Origin of the sequence: Devosia sp. A16 (assembly GCF_001402915.1) — a bacterium.
Taxonomy (GTDB): Bacteria; Pseudomonadota; Alphaproteobacteria; order Rhizobiales; family Devosiaceae; genus Devosia_A.
Genome location: NZ_CP012945.1, coordinates 3,574,500 through 3,599,061 on the forward strand (window position 1 = coordinate 3,574,500; position 24,562 = coordinate 3,599,061).

At 65.3% G+C, this 24,562-nt stretch carries 26 protein-coding genes and 2 riboswitches; of the genes, 20 read left to right on the forward strand and 6 right to left on the reverse strand.

Annotated features, from left to right (window positions below):
- Positions 1–125 precede the first annotated feature (125 nt).
- Together APS40_RS17190 and APS40_RS17195 are read left to right on the forward strand one after the other, a co-directional pair.
- The gene (locus APS40_RS17190; RefSeq protein WP_055048219.1) at positions 126–740 is read left to right on the forward strand and encodes a winged helix-turn-helix domain-containing protein; all 615 of its coding nucleotides are present in this window, start codon (positions 126–128) and stop codon (positions 738–740) included.
- Positions 737–1,960, forward strand: a complete 1,224-nt coding sequence (locus tag APS40_RS17195; protein ID WP_055048220.1) for an MFS transporter — start codon at positions 737–739, stop codon at positions 1,958–1,960. Before APS40_RS17190 ends, APS40_RS17195 begins: the two co-directional genes overlap by 4 nt.
- On the opposite strand, the gene APS40_RS17200 is transcribed toward APS40_RS17195, so the two are convergent.
- Both APS40_RS17200 and APS40_RS17205 read right to left on the reverse strand, forming a co-directional pair.
- Positions 1,961–2,719 (reverse strand): ABC transporter permease, encoded by a 759-nt coding sequence (locus APS40_RS17200; protein WP_055048221.1) that lies wholly within the window; start codon positions 2,717–2,719, stop codon positions 1,961–1,963. It lies immediately after the preceding gene.
- 10 nt (positions 2,720–2,729) lie between these two features.
- Positions 2,730–3,785: an ATP-binding cassette domain-containing protein gene (locus tag APS40_RS17205; protein WP_197279349.1), complete on the reverse strand. Its 1,056-nt coding sequence runs from the start codon at positions 3,783–3,785 to the stop codon at positions 2,730–2,732.
- A gap of 159 nt (positions 3,786–3,944) precedes the next feature.
- On the opposite strand from APS40_RS17205, the gene APS40_RS17210 reads away from it, so the two are divergent.
- The gene (locus tag APS40_RS17210; RefSeq protein ID WP_055048222.1) at positions 3,945–4,556 is read left to right on the forward strand and encodes a MarR family winged helix-turn-helix transcriptional regulator; all 612 of its coding nucleotides are present in this window, start codon (positions 3,945–3,947) and stop codon (positions 4,554–4,556) included.
- Between the two features lie 155 nt (positions 4,557–4,711).
- Here APS40_RS17210 and APS40_RS17215 read toward each other — a convergent pair whose 3' ends face one another.
- On the reverse strand, positions 4,712–5,599 hold the full coding sequence (locus tag APS40_RS17215) for a LysR family transcriptional regulator (protein ID WP_055048223.1): 888 nt from the start codon (positions 5,597–5,599) through the stop codon (positions 4,712–4,714).
- A 200-nt stretch (positions 5,600–5,799) separates the two neighbouring features.
- Here APS40_RS17215 and APS40_RS17220 point away from each other — a divergent pair, with 200 nt between their 5' ends.
- Positions 5,800–6,072 carry a hypothetical protein gene (locus tag APS40_RS17220; protein ID WP_055048224.1) on the forward strand — a complete coding sequence of 91 codons (273 nt, stop codon included), beginning with the start codon at positions 5,800–5,802 and terminating at the stop codon, positions 6,070–6,072.
- A 327-nt stretch (positions 6,073–6,399) separates the two neighbouring features.
- Here APS40_RS17220 and APS40_RS17225 read toward each other — a convergent pair whose 3' ends face one another.
- Both APS40_RS17225 and APS40_RS25380 read right to left on the reverse strand, forming a co-directional pair.
- Entirely contained in the window at positions 6,400–7,104 is a 705-nt protein-coding gene (locus APS40_RS17225; RefSeq protein ID WP_055048225.1) for a gamma-glutamylcyclotransferase, read from the reverse strand.
- 12 nt (positions 7,105–7,116) lie between these two features.
- The gene (locus APS40_RS25380) at positions 7,117–7,563 is read right to left on the reverse strand and encodes an invasion associated locus B family protein (RefSeq protein WP_236884288.1); all 447 of its coding nucleotides are present in this window, start codon (positions 7,561–7,563) and stop codon (positions 7,117–7,119) included.
- Between the two features lie 500 nt (positions 7,564–8,063).
- On the opposite strand from APS40_RS25380, the gene coxB reads away from it, so the two are divergent.
- The 13 genes from coxB to APS40_RS17290 all read left to right on the forward strand — a co-directional run bounded on the left by coxB (position 8,064) and on the right by APS40_RS17290 (position 21,373).
- Positions 8,064–8,909 carry a cytochrome c oxidase subunit II gene (gene coxB / locus APS40_RS17235; protein WP_082434481.1) on the forward strand — a complete coding sequence of 282 codons (846 nt, stop codon included), beginning with the start codon at positions 8,064–8,066 and terminating at the stop codon, positions 8,907–8,909.
- A gap of 60 nt (positions 8,910–8,969) precedes the next feature.
- Positions 8,970–10,664, forward strand: coding sequence for a cytochrome c oxidase subunit I (gene ctaD / locus APS40_RS17240; protein WP_055048227.1), 1,695 nt, complete (start codon positions 8,970–8,972; stop codon positions 10,662–10,664).
- 53 nt (positions 10,665–10,717) lie between these two features.
- Positions 10,718–11,647, forward strand: a complete 930-nt coding sequence (locus tag APS40_RS17245) for a heme o synthase (protein ID WP_055048228.1) — start codon at positions 10,718–10,720, stop codon at positions 11,645–11,647.
- Complete coding sequence (locus APS40_RS25205; protein ID WP_197279539.1) at positions 11,647–11,805, forward strand: hypothetical protein; 159 nt, start codon at positions 11,647–11,649, stop codon at positions 11,803–11,805. The genes APS40_RS17245 and APS40_RS25205 overlap by 1 nt, the downstream gene beginning before the upstream one ends.
- Before the next feature lies 1 nt (position 11,806).
- On the forward strand, positions 11,807–12,358 hold the full coding sequence (locus tag APS40_RS17250) for a cytochrome c oxidase assembly protein (protein WP_055048229.1): 552 nt from the start codon (positions 11,807–11,809) through the stop codon (positions 12,356–12,358).
- 2 nt (positions 12,359–12,360) lie between these two features.
- On the forward strand, positions 12,361–13,200 hold the full coding sequence (locus tag APS40_RS17255) for a cytochrome c oxidase subunit 3 (protein ID WP_055048230.1): 840 nt from the start codon (positions 12,361–12,363) through the stop codon (positions 13,198–13,200).
- 69 nt (positions 13,201–13,269) lie between these two features.
- Positions 13,270–13,887, forward strand: coding sequence for a pyridoxamine 5'-phosphate oxidase family protein (locus tag APS40_RS17260; RefSeq protein ID WP_055048231.1), 618 nt, complete (start codon positions 13,270–13,272; stop codon positions 13,885–13,887).
- Between the two features lie 2 nt (positions 13,888–13,889).
- Positions 13,890–14,267, forward strand: coding sequence for a DUF983 domain-containing protein (locus APS40_RS17265; protein WP_055048232.1), 378 nt, complete (start codon positions 13,890–13,892; stop codon positions 14,265–14,267).
- On the forward strand, positions 14,260–15,033 hold the full coding sequence (locus APS40_RS17270; protein WP_055048233.1) for an SURF1 family protein: 774 nt from the start codon (positions 14,260–14,262) through the stop codon (positions 15,031–15,033). Before APS40_RS17265 ends, APS40_RS17270 begins: the two co-directional genes overlap by 8 nt.
- A 98-nt stretch (positions 15,034–15,131) precedes the next feature.
- On the forward strand, positions 15,132–16,532 hold the full coding sequence (thrC, locus tag APS40_RS17275; RefSeq protein WP_055048234.1) for a threonine synthase: 1,401 nt from the start codon (positions 15,132–15,134) through the stop codon (positions 16,530–16,532).
- Positions 16,533–17,795, forward strand: coding sequence for a M16 family metallopeptidase (locus tag APS40_RS17280; protein WP_082434482.1), 1,263 nt, complete (start codon positions 16,533–16,535; stop codon positions 17,793–17,795).
- An 18-nt stretch (positions 17,796–17,813) separates the two neighbouring features.
- Positions 17,814–18,416, forward strand: a complete 603-nt coding sequence (locus tag APS40_RS17285; RefSeq protein ID WP_055048236.1) for a GNAT family N-acetyltransferase — start codon at positions 17,814–17,816, stop codon at positions 18,414–18,416.
- 74 nt (positions 18,417–18,490) lie between these two features.
- Positions 18,491–21,373, forward strand: a complete 2,883-nt coding sequence (locus tag APS40_RS17290; RefSeq protein WP_055048237.1) for an EAL domain-containing protein — start codon at positions 18,491–18,493, stop codon at positions 21,371–21,373.
- A 79-nt stretch (positions 21,374–21,452) separates the two neighbouring features.
- On the opposite strand, the gene APS40_RS17295 is transcribed toward APS40_RS17290, so the two are convergent.
- Positions 21,453–22,031, reverse strand: a complete 579-nt coding sequence (locus APS40_RS17295; protein WP_055048238.1) for a YqgE/AlgH family protein — start codon at positions 22,029–22,031, stop codon at positions 21,453–21,455.
- Positions 22,032–22,188: 157 nt separating this feature from the next.
- Here APS40_RS17295 and APS40_RS17300 point away from each other — a divergent pair, with 157 nt between their 5' ends.
- The 3 genes from APS40_RS17300 to APS40_RS17310 are packed head-to-tail and all read left to right on the forward strand — an operon-like array spanning position 22,189 to position 24,140.
- On the forward strand, positions 22,189–22,980 hold the full coding sequence (locus tag APS40_RS17300; RefSeq protein WP_197279350.1) for a protein-disulfide reductase DsbD domain-containing protein: 792 nt from the start codon (positions 22,189–22,191) through the stop codon (positions 22,978–22,980).
- A 60-nt stretch (positions 22,981–23,040) separates the two neighbouring features.
- A complete protein-coding gene (locus APS40_RS17305; RefSeq protein ID WP_055048240.1) occupies positions 23,041–23,538 on the forward strand; it encodes a peroxiredoxin family protein in 498 nt (165 codons plus the stop codon).
- A gap of 11 nt (positions 23,539–23,549) precedes the next feature.
- The gene (locus APS40_RS17310; RefSeq protein WP_055048241.1) at positions 23,550–24,140 is read left to right on the forward strand and encodes a hypothetical protein; all 591 of its coding nucleotides are present in this window, start codon (positions 23,550–23,552) and stop codon (positions 24,138–24,140) included.
- Positions 24,141–24,358: 218 nt separating this feature from the next.
- Positions 24,359–24,447, forward strand: a riboswitch (glycine riboswitch).
- A 3-nt stretch (positions 24,448–24,450) separates the two neighbouring features.
- Positions 24,451–24,534: riboswitch (glycine riboswitch) on the forward strand.
- Positions 24,535–24,562: the final 28 nt, after the last annotated feature.

Consider the following 24,562-nt stretch of genomic DNA (forward strand, 5'->3'; position numbering starts at 1 on the left):
CGTTCTCGGTTCAAGCGTCTCCCTCCCCCTTGTGGGAGGATCAAGGATGGGGGTGCCCCCACGCTCGATGTCTAGATCGCAAAGAATCATTTGCAAACAGTTCTTTGCAATCATAAGCTCCGGGCATGAAAGCCCCGACCCGCGAGATCACCCGTATCGTCCCCGATGCGACCGCCCTCAAGGCCCTGACGCATCCGGTGCGCCTGCGCATGCTCGGCATGCTGCGCATCGATGGCCCGGCGAACGCTACCCGACTCGCCGAGCGCCTCGGGCTCAACTCCGGCGCGACCAGCTACCACTTGCGCCAGCTGGCCCAGCACGGCTTCATCGAGGAAGTCCCCGACCAGCCCTCGCGGCGCGATCGCTGGTGGCAGGCCAGGCACGAGTCGACGTCGTTCTTCGAGCCGGGCGGCACTGAGGAGCAGTTCGATTCGAGCGTCGCATTTGCCCAGGCTGCGCTTACCGAGCAGGTGAACCTGATGCAGCGCGCACAGGACGAGTTCGTCCAGCTGCCGTCCGAGTGGCAGGCCACCACGCAGATCAGCGATTTCACCATGGCGCTGACCGCCGAACAGGCCAACGCCTTGAAGAACAAGCTGCTCGAACTGCTCTGGCAGGCGATGCGCGAAGCGCCCGATCCCCGCGGCGAGCTGCCGCCCGGCGCCGCCCCCTACACCGTCATGCTGCACGCCTTCCCCTATCCCGGGCGACTGGTGGCAGGGCAGGGGGGCGACAAATGAACCGCCGCCCGTTCCTCGCCTTCGCTCTTGCCGAGACCCTCTCGATCTCCGGCACGCGGCTGTCCACCATCGCCATCCCGTGGCTGGTGCTGACCACCACCGGCAGTCCGGTGCTGACCGGCGTCGTCGCCATGGCCGAGGTGCTGCCCTATGTCGTCGCCAAGGCGCTGTCCGGGCCGCTGATCGACCGCATCGGTCCCAAGCGGGTGGCCATTGGCTGCGACGCCGCCTCGGTTGTGGTGGTCGGCCTCGTTCCACTGCTGGCGCTGCTGGGCTGGCTGGGTCTCGAGCTGCTGCTCCCCATCGTCGTCGCCATGGGAATTCTGCGGGGGCCGTCGGATGCCGCCAAGATTTCGATGGTCCCCGCCATCGCGAAACTGGCAGACGTGCCGCTGGAGCGTGTCACCGGCGTCGCCGGGGTCATCGAGCGCCTTGCATCCACTGTCGGCGCCGCTGCTGCCGGTGGCCTGATCGCCCTGATCGGCCCCGGTCTCGCCCTGGCGTTGAACGCCGCGACCTTTGCTCTCGCGGCGGTGGTGGTTGCCACCGGCATTCCGGCCTTCGGCCGCGAGCCGGCCGAGAGCCGCGGCTCCTATTTCGCCGAGCTGCGCGAAGGGTTTGATTTCATCCGTCGTGATGCGCTGCTGGTCGGCATCGTGGTGATGATTACCGCCACCAATCTGCTCGATGCCGCCTGGTCCGCCGTGTTGCTGCCGGTATGGACCCAGCAGGCCGGCTTTGATGCGGCGCTGCTCGGCCTGCTGTTTGCCGTGATGTCCGCAGCCTCCATCGGCGGGGCCGCCATCGCTACGGCAACCGGCGAGCGCCTGCCGCGGCTGACGGTCTACATCGTGGCGTTCCTGCTTGCCGGCCTGCCGCGCTTCGCGGTGTTCGCCATCGATGCACCATTGCTGGCGGTGTTCGTCACGCTGGCGCTTGGCGGCTTCGCCGCCGGTTTCATCAATCCGATCGTCAACGCCGTCATTATGGAGCGCATTCCTCCCGCGATGATCGGCCGCGCCAGCGCTCTGGTCGGGGCGCTCGCCTGGGCCCTGATCCCCTTCGGCGGCCTTGTCGGTGGTGGCCTCATCGCTTTGGTCGGTCTCCCGCCCACGCTGTGGCTGACCGGCCTCGCCTACGTCGCCGCAACGCTCCTGCCGCTCGCACGGCGCAGCTTCCGCGCCTTCGGAAGCCGGCCGGGCGAGGTGGAACCGGCATAGCTACTTCGTCTGCGCCGCCAGCACCCGGCTGCCGACCCAGGCGCCGATCACCACCAGAACCACCGCCAGCAGCAGCCCGATCCAGACGATCGGTTCGCCGAACTGCCCGAGAAACACGGCGCGCAGCGCCTCGACGATGTGTTTGAACGGGTTGAAATTGGCCACCATCTGCAGCCAGGCCGGCGCCAGCGTCATCGGCAACAGGATGCCCGAGAGCAACAGGATCGGCAGCGCCAAGGTGTTGACCATCGGCGCCAGCGCATCCTCGCTCTTGGTCGCGATGCCGATGGCGTTCGAGATGAACGAGAACGCCGCGCCGAGCAGCGCCACCAGCACCAGCCCGATCAGCAGCGCCCCCACTGGCACCCGCAGCCCCATGAAGAACGCGGCGCTGACCAGGACGATCGCCTGCACCGTGATCACCACCACATCGCGCAGCGTCCGCCCGGCAATGATTGCCGTGCGCGCCGCCGGCGACACCAGTTGCCGGTCGATGACGCCGGAACGCCATTCGGCGATGATGCCGAAGCCGACGAATAGCCCGCCGAAGATGCCGAGTTGCACCAGCAGCCCCGGCACGAACACCTGCCAGGCGTCACCCTGGAAGCCGGAGGTCGCGGCAATTGTCTGCAGCAGCGGCCCGAACAGCGTGAGATAGAGGATCGGCTGCAACAGCCCGATCACCACCCATAGCGGCTGCCTGAGCGACAGCACCATCGAGCGGCGGAAGATAATCCATGTATCGCGAATGAACGACATAGTCGTCTCCTTAGTCTCTGAGCGACCGGCCGGTCAGTGTCAGGAACACATCGTCGAGGGTAGGGCGGTTCACATCGACGCCGATGGCATCGATTCCTGCCTTGGTGAGGTCGCCGAGCAGCACCGGCAGCGCGGTCGCCCCATCCGGCACGTGGAAGCGCACCACGTTCGCCTCCGTGACCGGCGCATCCGCCCCCGCCAGTCGCGCTGCAATCGTGGCTGAACGCGCCGCATCTGCCTCGGTCCTCAGCGTCAGCGTGATGGTGTCGCCCGACACGCGCTTCTTCAGCTCGGCCGGCGTACCCTCGGCGACGATTGTGCCGTGGTCGATGATCAGGATGCGGTCGGAAAGGGAGTCGGCCTCATCCATGTAGTGCGTGGTGAGAAACACCGTAGTGCCCAGCTCGTCGCGGAGCTTCCTGATGTGATTCCACAGGTTCGCCCGGCTCTGGGGGTCGAGCCCGGTCGAGGGCTCGTCGAGGAACACCAGCCGCGGCTGGTGGATCAGCCCCATTACGATATCGAGCCGCCGCCGCTGCCCGCCCGACAATGAGCCGCAGGCGCGGTCCCAGATGTCGGCGAGGTCGAGCGCCGCGAGCAGTTCCTTGCCGCGCTGGATCGCCACCTGCTTGTCGATGCCATAGAGCCGCGCATGGCTGACGATCTCCTCGCCCACCTTGGCCTCCGGCGAGGTCGAGCCCGCCTGGCTGACATAGCCGATGCGCCGCCGCACCTCGACCGGGTCGCTTCTGAGGTCCGCGCCCGCCACTGTCGCCGAGCCGTCGGTCGGTGTCAGCAGGGTGCAAAGCATCTTGAGCGTCGTCGTCTTGCCGGCGCCGTTCGGTCCCAGGAAGCCCACGATCTCGCCCTCGCGTACGCTCAAGTCGATGCCGCGCACCGCGTCGATCGTCTTGCCCTTGGCCCCTTTCGCCTTGAAGCTTCGCTTGAGGCCCCGGGCCTCGATGATGGTGTTGGTCACTTCCGCCTCGTTGTCATTGTTCGCCAAGCCGATCGGTGCGGCCGGCAGCCGCCGGATCGGCTGGAATGGGTGTGCTTGCGGTTTCATATGCCGGCTCCCGGCCGTCATTTTGCGAGTCTTGGGGTTGCGTGGTCTTCATGCGGGTTCGGCGGTCGGCCGGCTTGATTTGAGTTGCTCGACGCCCGTCGGTCGCATGCGACATCGGGGAATCTTGCTTTCCCCGATATCTCATCGTATAATTATCTTATGGATCAAGATATCAACGAGTCAAGAGAAACGGCAACAGAAGGCTTCGGCCAGCGGTTCAAGGAAGCGACACGGGCCAGCCAGGCCGCCAACGACCTGTTCGACGAGACGCTGACGCAGTTCCTCGGCATCAATCGCACCGATGGCCGCTGCATCGATCTGATCGATCGGCGGGGCAGGGTGAGTGCCGGCCAGCTCGCCAATGACAGCGGCCTCACCACCGGCGCGGTGACTGCGGTGATCGACCGGCTGGAAGCCGCCGGCTACGTGGTGCGCACCCGCGACACGCTCGACCGGCGCAAGATCTGGATCGAGCTGACCGACGACATGAAGGCCATCACCCGCCGCATCTTCGGCCACTATGAGAAGACCGGGTCGATGCTGCTGGCGCGCTTCACCCCGGATCAGCTCGCCGCAATCATGCAGTTCCTCGAGATCGGCACGTTCCTCCAGACCGAGATGGCCGAAGCGCTGCGCGAGCACCTCGATCCCCGCGCCACCACCCCGGCCGCACGGCTGATCCAGGCCCGCGCCTTCGAGCGGGCGGTGGAGGCGAACCGGACGAGGTTGCAGGCGGAGCTGAGCGGGTTGCTGGAGCGCAAGGGCTGGTGATCCCCACGAACCTCATGAAAGCTGGGACCCAACCATCAGCTGGCGCGGGCGGCGAGTTGGGTCGCTGCTCTCGCAGGGGTGACAGCCGAGGGTGAGGCAGGCATGACCCAATCTCCTCTTTGTCCCTCCGCGAGGGGATCGAGTCTCTCCCCGCCTTATTCCGCCGCCATCGGCAGGCTGTCCTTGCCGTCGAGGTTGCCCATGCTGGCGACGATGTGGCTGGCCAGCGCATCATAGATGCCGCCATAGGCATGGCTGGCCCGCATGAGGGCGATCTCGGCGTCACGCAGCCGCGGCAGGTCCTTGTCCTCGGCGATCACGCGCATGCCCGGCTGCAGCGCGCTCTCGGGCAGGAAGCCGACGGCGAGATCGGTCAGCACGGCGCTGGCGATCGCCATGGCATTGGACGAGGTGTAGGCGATGCGATAGTCGCGACCGATCCGGTTGAGCACCTCGACGGCGTTCTCCTTCCAGCAGCAGTGGAGCCCGCCCGCGATCGGCAGCGGCTCGGTGGCGAGCGCCTGCCCGCCATGCGAGGCGACCCAGAACATCCGTTCGGTGCGGAACATCTCGCCATATTCGTGGTTGGTGCCCTGGGTGAAGACGATCAGGTCGTACCGGCCCTTCTTCATCCCCTCGAGCAGTTCTTCGGACGGCTGGCACCGCACATCGACCACGATCTTGGGGTGGGTGCGCTGGAAGCTCGAAAGGATCACCGGCAACAGGCGCACGGCGTAGTCGTCAGGCACGCCGAAGCGGATCGAGCCTTTCAGGTCCCCATCCGAGAATACGTCCATGATCTCGGCATTGATCCTCAGCATGCGGCGCGCCCGCGCATAGAGCGCGTCGCCATACTCGGTGAGCGCCACCGTGCGGCCGTCGCGGCTGAGCAGCGCCTGGCCGAGCCGCTCTTCCAACCGCTTGATCTGCATCGACACGGCCGATTGCGTCTTGTTCACCCGGCGCGCCGCCTCGGTGAAACTGCCACAGTCGGCGATGGCGCAGAAGCTCTGCAACTGGTCGAGATCGAGGGGCGTACTCATCCCGTTTCTCCATCACGAAATTTGATGATCGGGATGAAATCTATTTGTTGGACGAATGCAAGGCAAGCGCTCATATCAGGCCTCATCGGTGATCCCACGGGTCGCCAGCGGCGATCCCGAGGGTCGCTACCGGCGCCTGTCGATCGCTTGCCCCGCCCCGGCACTCCCTGCCCAGGCAAAGTTGAAAATGGAGAACGACCATGGTCCACTTGCTTTCGAGCGAGCGGCCGTCGATGGCTGCCGCGTCGCCCAACCCGTTGCGCGCTCTGGTGAACTGGTTCGCCAAAGCCCGTGCTGCACGGGCGCGCCGCGTCGCCTTCGAGTCGCTTCTCGACTATGACACCGCTCGCCTCGAGGATCTCGGCATCAATCGCCAGGACCTGTTCGAGGCGCTCGACAGCCCCAGCCAGCGGCCGGGCTACAAGCTGTCGCAGCGGCGCGCCGAAAGCTCCCGGAATTGGCTCAACCCCTGAGTTGAACCTCACCCTTGGCTCAACCCCAGTTGTGCCATCTTCGGGCCGGCTCACCCGCCGGCTCTGTTTCCTGATGAACTGCCGGGCCTTCGGGTCCGGCTTTTTTGTTTGATGGGACACGGTGTTGACGCAGTCGAGTCGGACCTGCGGCCCCTCTCCCCTGAGGGGAGAGGGTAGTGCAGCTAGGACCGTCAGGTCCGTAGCGAAGCTAGGGTGAGGGGTTCAGCTTCTCAGCGAGCGCTCGTTGCGCCGCTTCACCCCTCATCCGGCGCTTCGCGCCCCTTCTCCCCTGAGGGGAGGAGTGAGGGGCTCACCTGGATGAATAGGTCAGGAGGCCCCATCCGACGAGTCCAGCCGCTCCGCCACCAGTTCCTGCAACCGCCACAGATGCGGGTCGTGGATGCCGAGCTGTTCGAGGTGGCTCACGGTGTTGAACAGATACTCGACCATCGAGCCGCGCGAGCCAACCGCCTTCGCCAGCACGTCGGCGATCTCGGCCTCGCTCAACCCCGAGACATAGCGTCCGCTGTTGCGATCGATGCAGAAGGTGAAGGCCCGCACCGGTCCCTGTTCCGTGGCCACCGTCACCCAGCGCGGCGGAAACGGCGAGGGCTTGCGACCCATCTCGCGCCGACAGAGCTTTTCGATGTTCTCCGCTGCCGCACCCGGCGGCAGCCGGTACAGCGCGCCCTTGCACGAACCGCCGCGGTCAAGCGCCAGCATCAGTCCGGGATTGGTTTCCGAGCCACGGAACCAGGTGTTCCAGCCCAGGCAGAAGGCGCGATGCCAGCCCCGCAGCAGCCCGGTGCGAATTTCGACGAAGTCCGAGGCCGGTTTCCAGATCAGTGAGCCATAGGCGAACACCCAGACCTGGTCCGACCCGTCGCTGCCGGCGAGAATCTCCTGGGTGAACTGCTTGAAGTCGTCGTCGGTCGCGGTCTCGGCCGGGGGCAGCGGACCGTCCGGGGTGACCAGCAGCGCCATGCGGGCCACGTGGGCCTCATTGAGGCGCATCTGCCGAGCCGGGGCCATCGCAGCGCTTTCCTAGGGCAGTTGTGCGAATCCGTCGCCGAAACCGTTGAGCGACACCGGAATGCCGATGCCTTCCTCCGGCGTCTTGAACACGAAGAAGATGGCGCTCTTGCCCGTCGTCAGCTTGCCGATCAGCTCGTCGTCGAGCACCACTTCAGCCACGCATCCGTTCGGCAGGCAGCGCACGAACGCCACCCGACCGATATTGGCGCCGTCGATATTCAGCCCCAGCCCGTTGGGCAGCAGCACGCCGAGCGGCGCCAGCACCCGCAGCAGGCGGGCCTGCTTGTCGGCGGTCTTCAGCACGATCACCGACAGCCCGACATTGGGCTGGTCTTCGGCCGAGACGTTCTGGATCAGCGCGCACTGCTCGAAGCTGGCGCCCGGCGGCGTATCGCAACTCATCTGCCAGTCGCCGTACTGGGCCTTGACGACGCCCTGCGCCAGGGCGGGGGACATCAGCCCCGCGGCGATTGCCGCCACCGCGCCGATAACCGCAACTGTCCGAACCACAAGCCCGAGGATTGGCTGCACCGATCCGCTCTCTCTATATGTGACATAACGAATCCCGCGTTTCGGCGGGCCTTGCTTCTTAGTCGGCTGACCCCGCACCGCTGTCAACAAGCCGGCCTGTGGGACGCGGCGGATAAACGCCTGCCAATCAAGGCGAGCGTGAGGCGTACCGGTCAAGTCCCGCAATTCCACCCCGAGGTGCGTTTTGACGCACGGTACGACGAGAGGCATGAATTGCCTTGGGTCGGCCGATGTGGTTTAGACACATTCCAAGTTTCAAGCGCTCCGAGGTTGAGTCGGGGCGGCGTTTCGCTATGCCGCATTTGCCCACCTCAACCCGCGCTAGAATACCGGACCAGACGGGATCTCAAGGGGGTTTTTAGGTGACCGGCAAACTACTGAGTTCGATTGGCTCGCTGGGAGCCGCAGCCCTTGCGTTCGCACCGATGGTGGCAGCTGCGCAGGAGCAAGGCCATCCGGTGCCGGGTCAGATCGGGCTGCAGCCCTCCGTGACCCCGATCATGGATTCCATCCACGCTTTCCACGATGGTCCGCTTTTGTGGACCGCCGTGCTCATCGCCCTCTTGGTGCTGGTGCTGCTGATCGTCGTGATCGTGCGCTTCAACGCCAAGGCCAATCCCAAGCCTTCGACGACCACGCATAATACGCTGGTCGAGATCGTCTGGACGGTGGTGCCGATCCTGATCCTCGTGATCATCGCCATCCCGTCCTTCGCGGTGCTCACCGACCAGCTGACCATCCCCGACGGGCAGCGCAAATATCTCGGCTCGAACATCTTCTCGTTCGGCGACGTCGAGGTTCCGGCCGCCGAGCTGACGGTCAAGGCGACTGGCCAGCAGTGGTACTGGGACTATGAATATGTCGACCAGGGCAAGTCGATCTCGTCCTCGATCCTCTCCGAAGACGCCCGCCTCGCTCAGGTGCCGGTGCAGCCGCGCCTGCTTGCCGTCGACTATCAGCTGGTCGTGCCGGTCGATACCACGGTGCGCGTGCAGGTGACCGCCGATCCCTCGGGCGTCATCCATGCCTTCGCCGTGCCTTCGTTCGGCATCAAGATCGACGCGGTTCCCGGCAAGCTCAACGAGACCTGGTTCAATGCCCGCAAGACCGGCATCTACTATGGTCAGTGCTCGGAGCTGTGCGGTAAGGATCACGCCTTCATGCCGATCGCCGTGCGTGTCGTCACCAAGGAAGAATTCGCGGCCTGGATGGCGGCGTTCGAGGCGGGTACCGTCGACGACGCCAACGCCACCCTGCCTGCACTCAGCTAAGGACCCGTGCGCGGGTCCTCGACCCGGCGCAGCGAGAATTCGATAAAGGGATCGCTCACTATGGCCGATACTCACGCTTTGGAAGCCCATGACAGCCACGGCCACGCCGCGGCGCATGATCATGGCCATCCGACCGGCTGGCGGCGCTACGTCTACTCCACCAATCACAAGGACATCGGCACGATGTACCTCATCTTCGCGATCTGCGCGGGGGTGATCGGTGGCCTTCTGTCCGGTGCCATGCGCCTCGAGCTGCAGGAACCGGGCATCCAGATTTTCCACGGCCTCGCGGCCATGGTCTACGGCGCCGAGGGCGATGCTGCGCTCGACGCCGGCAAGCACATGTTCAACGTGTTCACCACCGCGCACGCGCTCATCATGATCTTTTTCATGGTGATGCCGGCGATGATCGGCGGGTTCGGCAACTGGTTCGTGCCGCTGATGATCGGCGCGCCGGACATGGCCTTCCCGCGCATGAACAACATCTCGTTCTGGCTGCTCCCCCCGGCCTTCCTGCTGCTCATCCTGTCGCTGTTCTTCGAGGGACCGGCGGGTGCGCACGGCGTCGGTGGCGGCTGGACCATCTACCCGCCACTATCGACATCCGGACAACCGGGGCCGGCGATGGATTTCGCCATCCTGTCGCTCCACATCGCCGGCGCGTCGTCGATCCTTGGCGCGGTCAACTTCATCACCACCATCTTCAACATGCGCGCGCCGGGCATGACGCTCCACCGCATGCCGCTGTTCCCGTGGTCGGTGCTGGTCACCGCGTTCCTGCTGCTGCTGTCGCTCCCGGTGCTCGCCGGCGCGATCACCATGCTGCTGACCGACCGCAATTTCGGCACTACCTTCTTTGCTCCTGAAGGCGGCGGCGACCCGATCCTGTTCCAGCACCTGTTCTGGTTCTTCGGTCACCCCGAGGTGTACATCCTGATCCTGCCGGGCTTCGGCATCATCAGCCACATCGTGTCGACCTTCTCGCGCAAGCCCGTATTCGGCTACCTCGCGATGGTCTACGCCATGATCGCCATCGGCGGCGTCGGCTTCATCGTGTGGGCTCACCACATGTATACGGTCGGCATGTCGCTCGACGTGCAGCGCTACTTCGTGGCTGCCACCATGGTCATCGCGGTGCCCACAGGTGTGAAGATCTTCAGCTGGATCGCCACCATGTGGGGCGGCTCGATCACCTTCCGCACCCCCATGCTCTGGGCGATCGGCTTCATTTTCCTGTTCACCGTCGGCGGTGTCACGGGTGTGATCCTCGCCAATGCGGGCGCCGACCGCGCGCTGCACGACACGTATTACGTGGTGGCCCATTTCCACTACGTGCTGTCGCTGGGTGCGGTGTTCGCCATCTTCGCCGCCTGGTACTACTGGTACCCGAAGATGTTCGGGATCATGTACAACGAGACGCTGGCCAACATCCATTTCTGGATCACCTTCGTCGGCGTGAACGTGATCTTCTTCCCGCAGCACTTCCTCGGCCTCGCCGGCATGCCGCGTCGTTACATCGACTATCCGGATGCTTTCGCGCTGTGGAACCGCGTCTCCTCGATCGGCTACTACATCACCTTCGCCGGTCTCGTGCTGTTCCTCTACATCCTGTTCGAGGCTGCCCGTAAGAAGCGTCCGGCCCCGGCGAACCCGTGGGGTGACGGTGCGACCACGCTCGAGTGGACGCTGTCCAGCCCGCCGCCGTTCCACCAGTTCGAAACGCTGCCGCGTATCGGCGCCGACACCAAGCACTGACCCGAAACTGTGCGCGGGGCCTTCGGGTCCCGCGGCAACCAAGGCGAGAGACATTGGCCTACGTGCACCACAGCAATGAGATATCGGTTCGCGCCCACGAGGCGCGGGTCGAGGACTATCTCGCGCTGCTGAAGCCGCGGGTCATGTCGCTCGTCGTCTTCACCGCCCTGGTCGGGCTGCTGCTCGCCCCCGGCGGCATCAATCCCTTCGTCGGCGCCGTCGCCATTCTCTGCATCGCCATCGGGGCAGGGGCCTCGGGCGCGCTGAACATGTGGTACGACGCCGATATCGACGCGGTGATGAGCCGCACGGCCAACCGGCCGATCCCGGGCGGCCGCATGGAGCGGGACCACGCGCTGGCCTTCGGGCTGGTGCTCTCGGTTTTCTCGGTCTGCCTGCTCGGCCTCGCCACCAACTGGGTGGCGGCGGGCTTGTTGGCCTTCACCATCTTCTTTTATGCGGTGATCTACACGATGTGGCTGAAGCGCTCGACGCCGCAGAACATCGTCATCGGCGGCGCCGCCGGCGCTTTTCCACCGATGGTCGGTTGGGCCGCCGTCACCGGCACGATCAGCCTCGAATCCGTCGTGCTGTTCCTCATCATCTTCCTGTGGACGCCGCCGCATTTCTGGGCGCTGGCGCTCTATAAGCAGTCCGACTACGGCGCGGCCAACATTCCGATGCTGCCCAACGTTGCCGGCGAGAAGGCCACCAAGGTCCAGATCCTCGTCTATTCGGTGCTGCTCGTCGCCTCGACGCTGGTCCCGGGCTGGATCGGCTTCATGGGGCCGATCTACACCACCGCCGCGCTCATCACCGGTGCCGGTTTCCTGTGGTTCGCCTGGGTGCTCTTCCGTACCACCGAGACGGTGGCGATGAAGAAGGCCGGGCGCGCCCTGTTCACCTATTCACTGAGCTATCTCTCCGTGATCTTCCTGGCGTTGATCACCGACCACGTAGCCGGAATGCTGGGATGGCTCTGATGGTCGAACCCGTAAAGCGCGATGAAGAAGCCGAGGTGGCGGCCCGCCGGCGCCGTCGCTCGATTGCTTTGGGTCTGGCGCTGGGCGCCTTCGTCCTCATCGTCTACATCCTGACCATCGTGAAGATGGGTCCGGCGGTTCTGGATCGGCCGCTTTGAAATGACCGACGCTTCCCTTCCGCATCAGCCCCGCAATCGCCGCGTCGCCATCACGCTGCTGCTCCTGGTGGCTGCGATGGTCGGCGCCGCCTATGCCGCAGTGCCGCTCTACCAGCTGTTCTGCCAGGTCACCGGTTTCGGCGGCACCACCCAGGTCTCGACGGGAAACCCCAAAGGCGCCATCGCCCGCGAGATGACCGTGCGCTTCGATTCCAACGTCGAGGGCAAGCTGCCGTGGACGGTAACGCCGGCCAAGCCCGTCACCGACAAGATCGGCAATGTCGAGACCGTGGTTTTCACCGCGCACAATTCGTCCGACCAGCCGGTGACAGGGCAGGCGATCTTCAACGTCACGCCCGAGCAGACCGGCATCTATTTCAACAAGATCGAATGCTTCTGCTTCACCGAGCAGACGCTGCAGCCCGGCGAGACCGTCGAGATGCCGATCGTCTTCTTCGTTGATCCCGATATCGCTGAGAACCGCGATCTCGACACCATCCGGGACATCACCCTGTCCTATACATTCTACGCCGTTAAGAGCGAGGGAAGCTGACCATGGCTGCGCACGCCAAGCCCAACCACGACTATCACCTGGTAAACCCCAGCCCCTGGCCCTTCGTCGGCTCGGTCTCCGCCTTCGTCATGGCGGTCGGCGCCGTGCTGTGGTTCCACGACATTGCGCCGCCCTGGATCCTGCTCGCCGGCTTCGTCGGCGTGCTCTACACCATGTATGCGTGGTGGAGCGACGTCATCAAGGAAGGCAAGGCCGGCGACCATACCCCGGTGGTGATGATGCATCACCGCTATGGCATGATCCTGTTCATCGCCTCCGAAGTGATGTTCTTCGTCGCCTGGTTCTGGGCCTATTTCGACGGTTTCTTCAACCAGGAAGCGCACGAGCAGTATGCCCGTATCGCCGCCATGGGCCCGACCTGGCCGCCCACCGGCGTCGAGCTGTTCAGCCCCTGGCACCTGCCGCTGTTCAACACGCTGATCCTCTTGACCTCGGGCACCGCGGTCACCTGGGCACACCATGCGCTGCTGCATCGCGACAAGCGCGGCCTCGTCTGGGGCCTCGCCATCACCATTGCGCTGGGCGTGCTGTTCACCTGCGTGCAGGCGCTCGAGTACTCCGAGGCCGGCTTCCAGTTCACCGGCAACCTCTATGGCGCCACCTTCTTCATGGCCACGGGCTTCCACGGCTTCCACGTGCTGATCGGTACGATCTTCCTGATCGTCTGCCTGATCCGCGCCATGAAGGACGAGTTCACCCCCGAACATCACCTCGGCTTCGAGTTCGCCGCCTGGTACTGGCACTTCGTTGACGTGGTGTGGCTGTTCCTGTTCGCCTCCATCTATGTCTGGGGCAGCTGGGGCGTCACCCTCAGCCACTAAGCTGAGGCTGGACGAAGACAGTTCGAGGGGCGCGGCAAAGCTGCGCCCCTTGTTTTTCCGGGGATAGAGATGACCGATCACATCATCCGCGATGTCGCGAGCCTCGAGGCGCTCTATGGCGACGTGAGCCTCGGCGCACAGCTCAAGGAGCTGCCCTATCTCCACCCGCACTATGGGGCGCTGATCAAGGCCTCGCCCTTCGCCATCCTCGCCACCTCGGGTCCGGGTGGCCTCGATGCTTCGCCGCGCGGCGACGCACCGGGCTTCGTCGAAATCCTCGATGACCGGACGCTGCTGCTTGCCGACCGGCGCGGCAACAACCGGCTCGACAGCCTGCGCAACGTCATCGCCGATCCGCGCGTCGCGCTGCTGTTCCTCGTTCCCGGCGTCGGCGAAACCCTGCGTGTCAATGGCACCGCCGAGATTTCGGTCGCTCCCGAGCTGCTGCAGCGTCTCGCCGTCGCCGGCAAGCCACCGAACAGCGTGCTGGTCATTCACATCGAGACCGTTTTCTTCCAGTGTTCACGCGCCCTGGTGCGCTCGGAACTGTGGAATCCCGACCGCCATGTCGCCGGCTCGAGCCTTCCCAGCCCCGGCCAGATGCTGGCCGCGACCAGCCAAGCCCGGATCGATGGCGAGGCGTATGATCGCGCGCTGCCCGAACGCCTGAAAGTCACGCTGTACTGACCATGACCGAACCGCCCCCCGAACGCCTGCCGTCACCCTTTGCCACCGGCCTCGCCTGCCGCTGTCCGCGCTGTGGTGAGGGCCCGCTGTTCAGCGGCTTCCTGAAGCCGGTGTCGCGCTGCGAGAGCTGCGGTGAGGACCTGAGCTTTGCCGCCGCCACCGAAGGTCCCGCGGTCTTCATCATCCTGATCGTCGGCTTCGTCATCATCGGGGCGGCCGCTGCGGTGGAGGGGTTGTTCCATCCCCCGCCGTTCGTCCACCTGTTGCTCTGGCTGCCCAGCACCGTCATCCTGTCGCTGCTGCTGTTGCGCCCGCTGAAAGCCACCATGGTGGCGCTGCAGTATCACAACCGCGCCGGTGAAGGCCGTCTCGATGGCTGAGCAGCTGCCGCCGACCCGGGCCCCGCGCTGGTCGTTCTGGGCCTTCATCGGCTTCATGCTGCTGCTGATGGCGGTGTTCGTGACCCTCGGCATCTGGCAGGTCGAGCGGCTCGGCGAAAAGGAGCGGCTGATTGCCAACGTCGCCTCGCGCATGACGCTGGCCCCCGAGCAGCTGCCGCCGGTCAACGAGTGGCCGGCCTTCGATGCCGAGGCCTGGAACTATCGCCCGGTCGCCGTGGCCGGCACCTTTCGTCCTGCCGGCACGATCCTCGTCTTCACCAGCCTCGCCGATCAGCGAGGCAAGTATTCCGGTCCGGGCTACTGGGTAATGACCCCGTTGGAACTGGCGGCGGGCGGCACCGTGTTCGTCAATCGCGGCTTCGTTCCGCAGGAGTCCGCCGCGGCTTTCGCCAGCGGCGGCGCGGTCGAGCCGGGCCTCGTCAGCCTGGAGGGCATCGCTCGCGCCTCCGAAGCGATCAACAGCTTCACGCCGGCGCCCGACAGCGCCAAGCGGATCGAGTGGGTGCGCAATACCGCCCGGCTCGCCGCCATGGCTGGTCCCGTGGCGGAGCCGGTGGCGCCGATCTATATCGACCTGCCGGCCCTGGGGGAGGGCGCCTTGCCGCAAGGTGGGGAAACCGTGGTCAGCTTCCCCAACAACCATCTCGGCTACGCCATCACCTGGTTCGGCTTCGCGACGCTGGTGCCCTTCCTGTTGTTCTTCTGGGCGCGGCGCCAACGCGCGCCTAAGCTCACCAAGCCATGAAACTTGCGGCGCAGCCGCAGTTTCAATAGGGTGCCCGGCAATCCCAAACCGCGTGCGCAGCAGGCACGTGCGAGAACAAGGCGGGGCGCTTTCCCTATATGCAGTTCGTTTCTACGCGCGGCGGGGCGGTCGTGCCCGGCTTCTCCGATGCAGTCCTCGCGGGTCTGGCAAGCGATGGCGGCCTCTACGTCCCCGAACACTGGCCGCAGATCTCCTCCGCCGAGATTGCCGCCTACGCCAACCGGCCCTATGCCGAGGTCGCTTTCGATATCATCCGCCGTTTCGTCGACGGTGAGATTCCCGATGCCGAGCTGAGGCGCATCATCGACGAGGCCTATGCCACCTTCCGGCATCCCTCCGTGGCGCCGCTGGTCGAACTCGAGCCGGGCCACTTCGTGCTGGAGTTGTTCCACGGTCCTACGCTGGCGTTCAAGGACGTGGCGATGCAATTCCTCGCACGGGTGATGGATCATATCCTCGCCCGCCGCGGCAGCCGCGCCACCATCGTCGGCGCCACCTCGGGCGATACCGGCTCGGCCGCCATCGAGGCTTTCCGCGGCCGTGACACCACCGACATCTTCATCCTCCACCCGGAGGGGCGCACCTCGCTGGTGCAGCGCCGGCAGATGACCACGGTGCTCGACGCCAACGTCCACAACATCGCGCTGCGCGGCACGTTCGACGATTGCCAGGACATCGTGAAGGGCCTGTTCAACAATCGCGGCTTCCGCGACCGGACCCAGCTCAGTGGCGTCAATTCGATCAACTGGGGCCGTATCGTCGCGCAGATCGTCTACTACTTCACCGCGGCAGCTTCGCTCGGCGCGCCGCAGCGCGAGGTGATCTTCACCGTTCCCACCGGCAATTTCGGCGACATTTTCGCCGGCTACTGCGCCGCGCGCATGGGGCTGCCGATCCGCACCCTGGCCATCGCAACCAACGCCAACGACATCCTCGCCCGTACGCTCGAGACCGGGCGCTACGAGGTGACCGGCGTCACCCCGACCATCAGTCCGTCGATGGACATCCAGGTCAGCTCCAACTTCGAACGGCTGCTGTTCGAGGCGGTCGACCGCGATGCGGATGCGGTCAAGTCGATGATGAGCGGCCTCAAGCAGTCCGGCGGCTTTGCCATCCCCGATCGGGGCATGGCGGCGATCCGCCGGCAGTTCGTCGCCGGCCGCACCGATGAGGCGGCGACCGCCGCCACCATCAAGGCGGTGCAGGCCCGCTCCGCCTACCTGCTCGACCCGCATACCGCGGTAGGCGTTGCGGTGGCCCGCACCCTGGTCGGGGGCTCCGCCCCGGTGGTGACGCTTGCCACCGCGCATCCCGCCAAGTTCCCCGCCGCGGTCAAGGCTGCGGCGGGCATTGAACCGGCTCTGCCGGCGTGGTTGTCTGATCTTTATGAACGAGAAGAACGCCTGACCGTGCTGAACAACGATCAGTCCGAGGTCGAGCAGTTCATTGCGGCGCGCTCCCGCGCCGGAGGAGCATAAGTGACGGTCCGGAGTACGACGCTTCCCAATGGCATGACCGTTCTCACCGACGACATGCCGCATCTCGAAAGCGCGTCGCTGGGCATCTGGGTCAAGGCTGGGTCACGCAGCGAGACCGAGGCCGAGCACGGCATTTCGCATATGCTCGAGCATATGGCCTTCAAGGGCACCACCACCCGCGATGCCCTCGAGATCGCCTCCACCATCGAGAATGTCGGCGGCGATCTCAACGCCGCGACTTCGGTGGAGCACACCGGCTACTTCGCCCGGGTGCTCAAGGAGGATGTGGCGCTTTCCGCCGACATCCTCTCCGACATCCTGCAGAACTCGCAATTCGAGCAGCATGAGCTCGATCGCGAGCAGCAGGTGATCGTGCAGGAGATCGGTGCGGCGCGCGACAATCCCGACGATCACGTCTTCGACCTGTTCCAGCAGGCCGCCTATCCCGATCAGGCGATCGGGCGCACCATCCTTGGCACTGTCGAATCGGTGAACAGCTTTGGTCCTGAGTCGATCCGCGCCTATATGGAGCGTAACTATGTGGGCGACCACATGGTGCTGTGTGCAGCCGGCAACGTCGACCACGATGCGCTGGTCGACATCGCCAATAATCGCTTCCATGACCTGAAACCGACCGGCGCGCCGCCGCCCGACAAGGCCGCCTATGTCGGCGGAGAGCAGCGGCTCGTCTCCGAGCATGAACAGGCCCATATCGTATTGGGAATGGAAGGGCGCGCCTACAATTCCGACGGCTTCTATGCGGTGCAGATCCTGGCATCGATACTGGGCGGCGGCATGAGTTCGCGGCTGTTCCAGGAAGTGCGCGAGAAACGCGGTCTCTGCTACTCGGTCTATGCCTTTCACTGGGCCTTCGCCGATAGCGGTATTTTCGGCGTCGCCGCCTCCACCGGCGAGGACGAAGTGGCCGAACTGCTGCCGGTGGTCCTCGACGAGCTGCGCAAGGCCACCGAGACGATCACCGACGAGGAGGTGATCCGGGTCCGCAACCAGATCCGCGCCGGCCTGCTGATGTCGCTCGAAAGTCCGTCATCGCGCGCCGGGCAACTGGCCCGCCAGCAGATCCTGTGGGGGCGCACCATTCCCCTGCAGGAGACGGTGGAGCGGATCAACCGCATCACTGCCGATCGGGTCAAGCAGATCGCCCGGCAGATATTCGATGCCGGCAAGGTGTCGCTCGCCGGCATCGGCCCGGTCGCCAAACTTCCCGACTATCGCGATATCGCGGCACAGCTGAAAAACTGAGGGCGTGGCGGCGTCATCATGATGCTCACCTGGTTTGCGCGTGACGATACCCCGGTGCTGACGGGACAGCGCGTCTTGCTCAGGGCGCCGCGCGCCACCGACTATACCGCCTGGCGCGATCTGCGTCGGGCCAGCCGCGACTTTCTGCGTCCCTACGAGCCGCGCTGGACCGACTCGGACCTCAGCCAGCGGGTCTACACGGCGCGCCTCAGGCGCGGCCGCGAGGAGGCGAGGGCAGGCACCGACTACGCCTTCTTCATCTTCACCCGCCGCGACGAGGAACTGGTGGGGGGCATCACGCTCTCCAATGTGCGGCGTCGCGCCGCGCAGTTCGTCAATCTCGGTTACTGGATGGGGCACAAGTTCGCCGGGCAGGGCTACATGACCGAGGCGGTGGGGCTTGTGGTCCCTTACTGCTTCGAGACCCTGGGTTTGCACAGAATTCACGCGGCCTTCCTGCCCGACAACCAGGCCAGCCGCCGCGTCCTTGAAAAAAACGGATTCACCGAAGAGGGCTACGCCGAACACTACCTTCAGATCGATGGCAGATGGGCCGACCACGTGCTGTTCGGCCTGACCCGGGAGCGCTACGACGCGGCCATTAGGCGCGCAAACCGGTGAATGCTTGTCCCCAGGGGGAAACCCCGTTACCTAGGTTCCCCAACCATGACCGCGGCAGGGCCACTTTTCAGCTAATGCGTCACATCCTCTACCTCGCGATGTGGATTGCGTTTGCGCTGGTCGGGACCCTTCCCGTTGCCGCCTTCGACGTCATCACCGCCCCCGAGAACGTCAACGCCGTGAACCTCACCGGCGTGGTCGACATCGTTCCCGGCGACGCCGGCAAGGTACAGTTGTCCACCGCGGCGGGCGAAGACGGCATCATCCGCCGCATCGAAGTGCTGGCCTCGGTCGGCGGGACAAACCCCAACTGGGCGCTGTTCGCATTACGCAACGATTCCGACGTGCAGCTTGAACGCCTGCTGGTCGCCCCGTTTTTCCGTCTGCCCGGTTCCGGCGTGTTCCGTCCCGACCTCGGTGCCGAGCGCATCAACGTGCTGACTCCCAGCGCCGGGCTGCGTCCGACCCGCCTCACCGACCGCGAGGCCGACGTGTTCGAGGTGGTGCTCGACCCCGGCGCGACCGTCACCTTCGTCGCCGAGCTGTCGAACGGCACGCTGCCCGAACTCTACCTGTGGAAGCCCGACGCCTACCGCGACTACGTGAACTCGTTCACCCTGTTCCGCGGCGTGGTGCTCGGCGTTGCGGCGCTTGCCGCGGTGTTCCTCACCATCATGTTCGTGGTGAAGGGACGCGGCATCTTCCCGGCCACCGCCGCCTTCTCCTGGGCGGTGCTGATCTACCTCCTGGTCGATTTCGGCGTGCTCGGGCCTTTGCTCGGCATCTCCAACGGCGCCATGCAGCCGTTCCGGGCCGCTGCCGAGGCCGGCATCGCCACCACCCTGTTCGGTTTCCTGTTCATCTACCTCAATCTCCATCGCTGGCACCTGCGCTTCATCCACCTGGCGCTGGCGCTCGTCGTGGTGTTCCTGGCGCTGTTCGGCTTCGCCTTCTTCCAGCCCTCGATCGCCGCTACCGTGGCGCGGCTGGTGCTGGCCTTGCTCGGCCTCACCGGCTTCTTCCTGATCCTGTTGCTGGCGCTGCGCGGTTATGACCGCGCCGTCCTGCTGGTGCCGACCTGGATCATCTACATCGCCTGGCTGTTCTATGCCTGGCTGGTGGTGACCGGGCAGGTCTCCAACGACGTGGCGCAGCCCGCCGTCGCCGGTGGCCTGGTGCTGATCGTCATGCTGCTCGGCTTCACCTCGGTGCAGCACGCCTTCTCGGAAGGGCAGGTGTCGATCGGCACGCTCTCCGAAGTCGAGCGCCGTGCCCTGGCGCTCACCGGCTCGGGCGATTTCGTCTATGACTGGAACATCGAGCGCGACCGCGTCGCCGTCTCCGATGAGCTCGGCACCCGGCTCGGCGAACGTCGCGGCGCGTTGCGCGGCTCGATCAAGCGCTGGCTCGATCGCGTCCATCCCGAGGATCGCGATCGCTTCCGCACTGCCTTCGACACCCTTGTCGAACTCCGCCGCGGCAAGGTCTCGGCCGATGTCCGCCTTGCCGCCCACGATGGCAGCTTCCGCACTTTCCGCATGCGGGTGAAACCGGTGCTCGGCGGCGACGGCCAGGTCAACCGCATCGTGGGTACCCTGCAGGATGTGAACGAGGACCGCGCCAGCCGCGAGCGCCTGTTGCATGACGCGGTGCACGACAGCCTCACCGGCCTGCCCAACAAGCAGCTGTTTCTCGACCGGCTGGAGCGCGCCCTGGTCCGCGCCCGCCTGCCCAACGGCACCAAGCCGGCCGTCTTCCTCATCGATATCGATCGCTTTACCGAGCTCGAGGAGCGGGTCGGGCACTCCGCCGCCGATTCCGTGCTGCTGGCGATCTCGCGCCGCGTCGCCCGCGTCATGCGGCCGCTCGATACGGTCGCCCGGCTCGGCGGCGACCAGTTCGGCGTCATCCTTGCTTCCGAACAGGCCGCCGGCAAGATCGCCGAAACCGCCGAACAGATCCGGAAGGCTCTGAAATCGCCGTTCAATTTCGGCGAGCGCGACCTGAGCCTCACTGCCTCCATCGGCGTCACCATCTATGACGGCAACCCGGTGGCCGCGCCCGACGTGCTGCGCGATGCCGAGCTCGCGATGTATTACGCCAAGCGGCTGGGCGGCGACCGTATCGAAGCCTTCCGCGCCTCGGCCCGCTCCATCGCCGCCTATTCCAAGGCCGGCGAAGAGGATCTCGACCGCGGCCTGCGTCACGGCGAACTCGCCGTGCAGTTCCAGCCGATCATGGACATCCATTCCGGCACCATTGCCGGCTGCGAAGCGCTGATGCGCTGGAATCATCCGCAGCGTGGCGTGGTGGCACCCGAGGAGTTCGTGCCGCTGGCCGAGCGCACCGGGCTGATCGAGCGCCTCGGTCGCGTCGCCTTCGAGCAGGCGGCCGGCCAGGCTCGCGAGTGGGCGGCCTCGCTGCCGCTGCCCGAGGATTTCTTCGTCTCGGTCAACCTCTCGCCGGCGCAACTGGCCACCGAGTCGCTGCTCAACGACATGCGCGCGCTGGTCTCCGACCATCGTCAGATCGCGCGGCACCTGAAGCTCGAGATCACCGAGAGCCAGGTGATGAGCAATCCCGAGCACTCGGCCTATGTGCTGAACGCGTTGCGCGCCCTCGGCCTGCGCCTGGCGCTGGACGATTTCGGCACGGGACACAGCTCGCTGAGCTACCTGCACCGTTTCCCGTTCGACACCATCAAAATCCCGGCCGCCTTCGTGCAACTGGGTGACGACACCGGCATGAGCCACACCCAGGTGCCGATCATTCGCGCCATCATCACGCTCGCCACCGAGCTCGATCTCAGCGTCATCGCCGAGGGTGTCGAGACCATCGAGGAAATCGAGCGCCTGCAGCAGCTCAACTGCCAATACGCCCAGGGCTACGCATTTGGCGCCGCGATGAGCGGGCAGGAACTGGGCAAGCGTCTGCAGAGCCAGTTCAGCGGGAAGTAGGGCGGTCGCACTCCGATCACCGGCCCCGTCTCCCCTGCCAAGGGGGAAAAGAGTATCGAGCTTGCGGTACCGCCGCGTCTCACCCGTGCCCCGCCGCTGCACTCAGCGTTGCCCGGGTGATCCCGAGGCTCGCCAGCGCCGCGTCGTAGCGGTTTTCGATCGGCAGCCCGAACAGCAGTTCCCTCGAGAACGGCACGGTCAGCCAGCCATTGCCCTGGATCTCGGTTTCGAGTTGCCCCGGGCTCCAGCCGCAATAGCCGAGTGCGAACAACGCGTCGCTGGGCGAATTCTTGAAGGCGATGGCCTTGAGGATATCGAGCGTCGCGGTAAGGCAGATATCGTCGGTGACCTCGTAGGAATTGCCGACCCGGAAGTAATCCGACGAGTGGAGCACGAAGCCGCGGCTCTTCTGTACCGGACCGCCGCGCAGCACCTTGCGGTTGCGCACGTCGTCGGGCAGCCGGATCAATTCGTCCTTGTCGCCCAACTGCAGCTCTTCGAGGATGTCGGCGAACTTCATGTCCTCCAGGCTCTGGTTGATCACCAGGCCCATCGCGCCTTCATCGCCATGGCCGACCAGGTAGATCACGGTTTCCCGGAAACGGTCATCGCCCATCTCCGGCATGGCGACGAGAAACTGGCCCCTGAGCGAGTCCATATCAAACACTCCTGGCACCGGCAGCGCCGGATCGGGTCAGTCTAGACTCAGCCCGGCCACTCTGCCTAGCTTCACGAAGACCTGATCCGCCTTTCTATTTGGGGTGCGCTCGGCTATCCGGAAACCCATGCGCATCCCGGCACTTCTGCTTATCCCCATGCTTCTCACCCCTGCTGTCGCGGCCGAAACGCCGTGGCAGGAGGTGGCGCCCGGCGCTCGGGTGCGGCTGATCTCCTCCGATGTGTTGAAGCCGGGTGACACCACCATGGTGGCGCTCGAGATCGACATGCCGCTCAGCACCAACACCTACTGGCGGGTCCCCGGCGAAACCGGCATCCCCACGGTGTTCGATTTTTCCGGTTCGCGCGGCGTCGCCGGCCACGAAGCGCTGTGGCCGTTTCCGCTGATCGAAACCAAGTCGGGCTATGTCGACTATGTCTATCGCGGGCCGACCGTGCTGCCGGTGGAACTGAAGCTCGATGGCGCTGCGGTCGAGCTGAAGCTTGGTGTCGTCATGGGGGTGTGCTCGGAGATCTGCGTGCCGGTGACGGCGAGTTTCGATCTCCCTCTGAGCTTTGCCGCACCAGATCGGGCGCAGGGGCTACGCATCGCCCAGGCGCTGGCGCTGACGCCGATGCCGTGGGACGACCCGCGCGACCCCATCGCCTGGGTCGGCTTCGATGCTGCGGCCAAGGCGCTGGCGGTGCGGGTCGATGATGCAGAACTCGATCCGCTCTCGCTCATCGCCGACACCGGCGAAGCCGGGCAACTCTTTGGTGCGCCGCAAAAAAGCCCGGATGGAAAACTAGTGCTCCTGCCACTGCTCGGGGGAGAAAGTAGCCGCGGCGTGGAGGGCATGCCCGTCCGGCTCACATTCATGACCGAAATGGGTCCGTTCTCGGTTGAACGGCGGATTTCGTCCGCCGGGTCGACGGGGGCGGTCGACTGATCTAAGGTCCGTCGCGCCCGGGCAGAGGGTGTACGTTCGATCATGGGAGCTTTCACTGAGATGACCATCCAGCGCGGGGACCGGATTCCGTCGGTCCCGGTCAAACTCGTGGGCAATGGCGACACAGTCGATACCACGTCCGATGCGGTGCTCGGCGCCGGCAAGGTGGTGTTCTTCGCGGTTCCGGGCGCCTTTACGCCCACCTGCGACACCTCGCATCTGCCGGGCTTCGTCGCCAATGTCGGCAAGTTCAAGGCGCTGGGCGTCGACAAGGTGGTCTGCGGCGCGGTCAACGATCACCACGTGACCAGAGCCTGGGCCGAACGCTCCGAAGCGATCGGCAAGGTCGAGTTCATCGCCGACGGCGACGGCAATTTCGCCGACGCGATCGGGCTGTCCAAGCAGATACCGGGCATGGGCAAACGCTTCGCCCGGTTCGCCATGATCATCCAGGACGGCGTCGTTAAGGACCTCTTTGTGCAGGATGTGGCAGGAGTGACCGTCAGTGGCGCGCCGGCCGTGCTGCTGGCGCTCGAAGCGTCGCGAGTGGATGCGTAAGGAGCAGTCGCATGGGCTTTGTTGAATTGGCGGCGACGCGCGGCCTGAGATTCGCCTCGCTGGGTGCACTGGCGCTGGCTGTTTCCGCCTGCTCGATGGGCAATATGTTCGCGCCGGCCTCCAGTGGTCCGTCGCCGATGGCGACCGCCAACCCGACCCAGCAGGAACTGGCCACCGCCAGCACCAACGCGCTTCCGGCGATCGCCACCGAATGCCCGCCGATCAAGGTGCGCAATGGCGGCGAGGCGCTTTTCTATTACGGCAAGGGCAAGGTCGGCGACCCTCGCTCGCTGAACTACCAGGCGGTCATCGAGAAGCAGTCGCGCAACTGCGTGGTGTCGAATGGCCTGATCACCGTGAAGATGGGCATTGTCGGCCGCCTGCTGCTCGGTCCGGCCGGCAACCAGACCAACGTCAACGTCCCGGTGCGCTTCGCCGTCGAACGCGACGAAGTACCATTGTTCTCGGAGCGCTACGAGATCCCGGTCACCATCACCCCGCCGAACCAGTCCGAAGAGTTCGTCAAGGTGGTCGAGAACGTCGCCATTCCCTATACCGGCGGCGAGCAGATCGTCATCTGGGTCGGCTTCGACAGCAAATAGGCGGACGACGACTGTCGTCACCTGAATCTGAGTTCCCTTTGAAGGCGATCAAACTCGGTGTCATCCCCGCGAAAGCGGGGATCTCCGTTTTTGGAGGGTGCGGCGGGCACTGCAATCAGAGGTTCTCGTTCTCGCAGCAATCACCCGGTGGAGGAGCGGCGGCCTTGTGGGTCAGGGTAGTCTCCGATTGACTTCGCCGTGCAAACCCGGCTTAGCATTCTTCAGCAGCGGGAGAGTCCGGTCTTGAACCGGCGCCGAAGGAGCAACCGCCCCGGAAACTCTCAGGCACCCGGACCGCTGCCGAACTGAACTCTGGAAAGCAGGCGATCTCGCCTCACCGAAGGAGCAACTGACCCATAGGCGGTCAGGAAATCTCTCAGGTTAGCGGACAGAGGGGGCACCGACGCGAGGGCGTTCGCTCG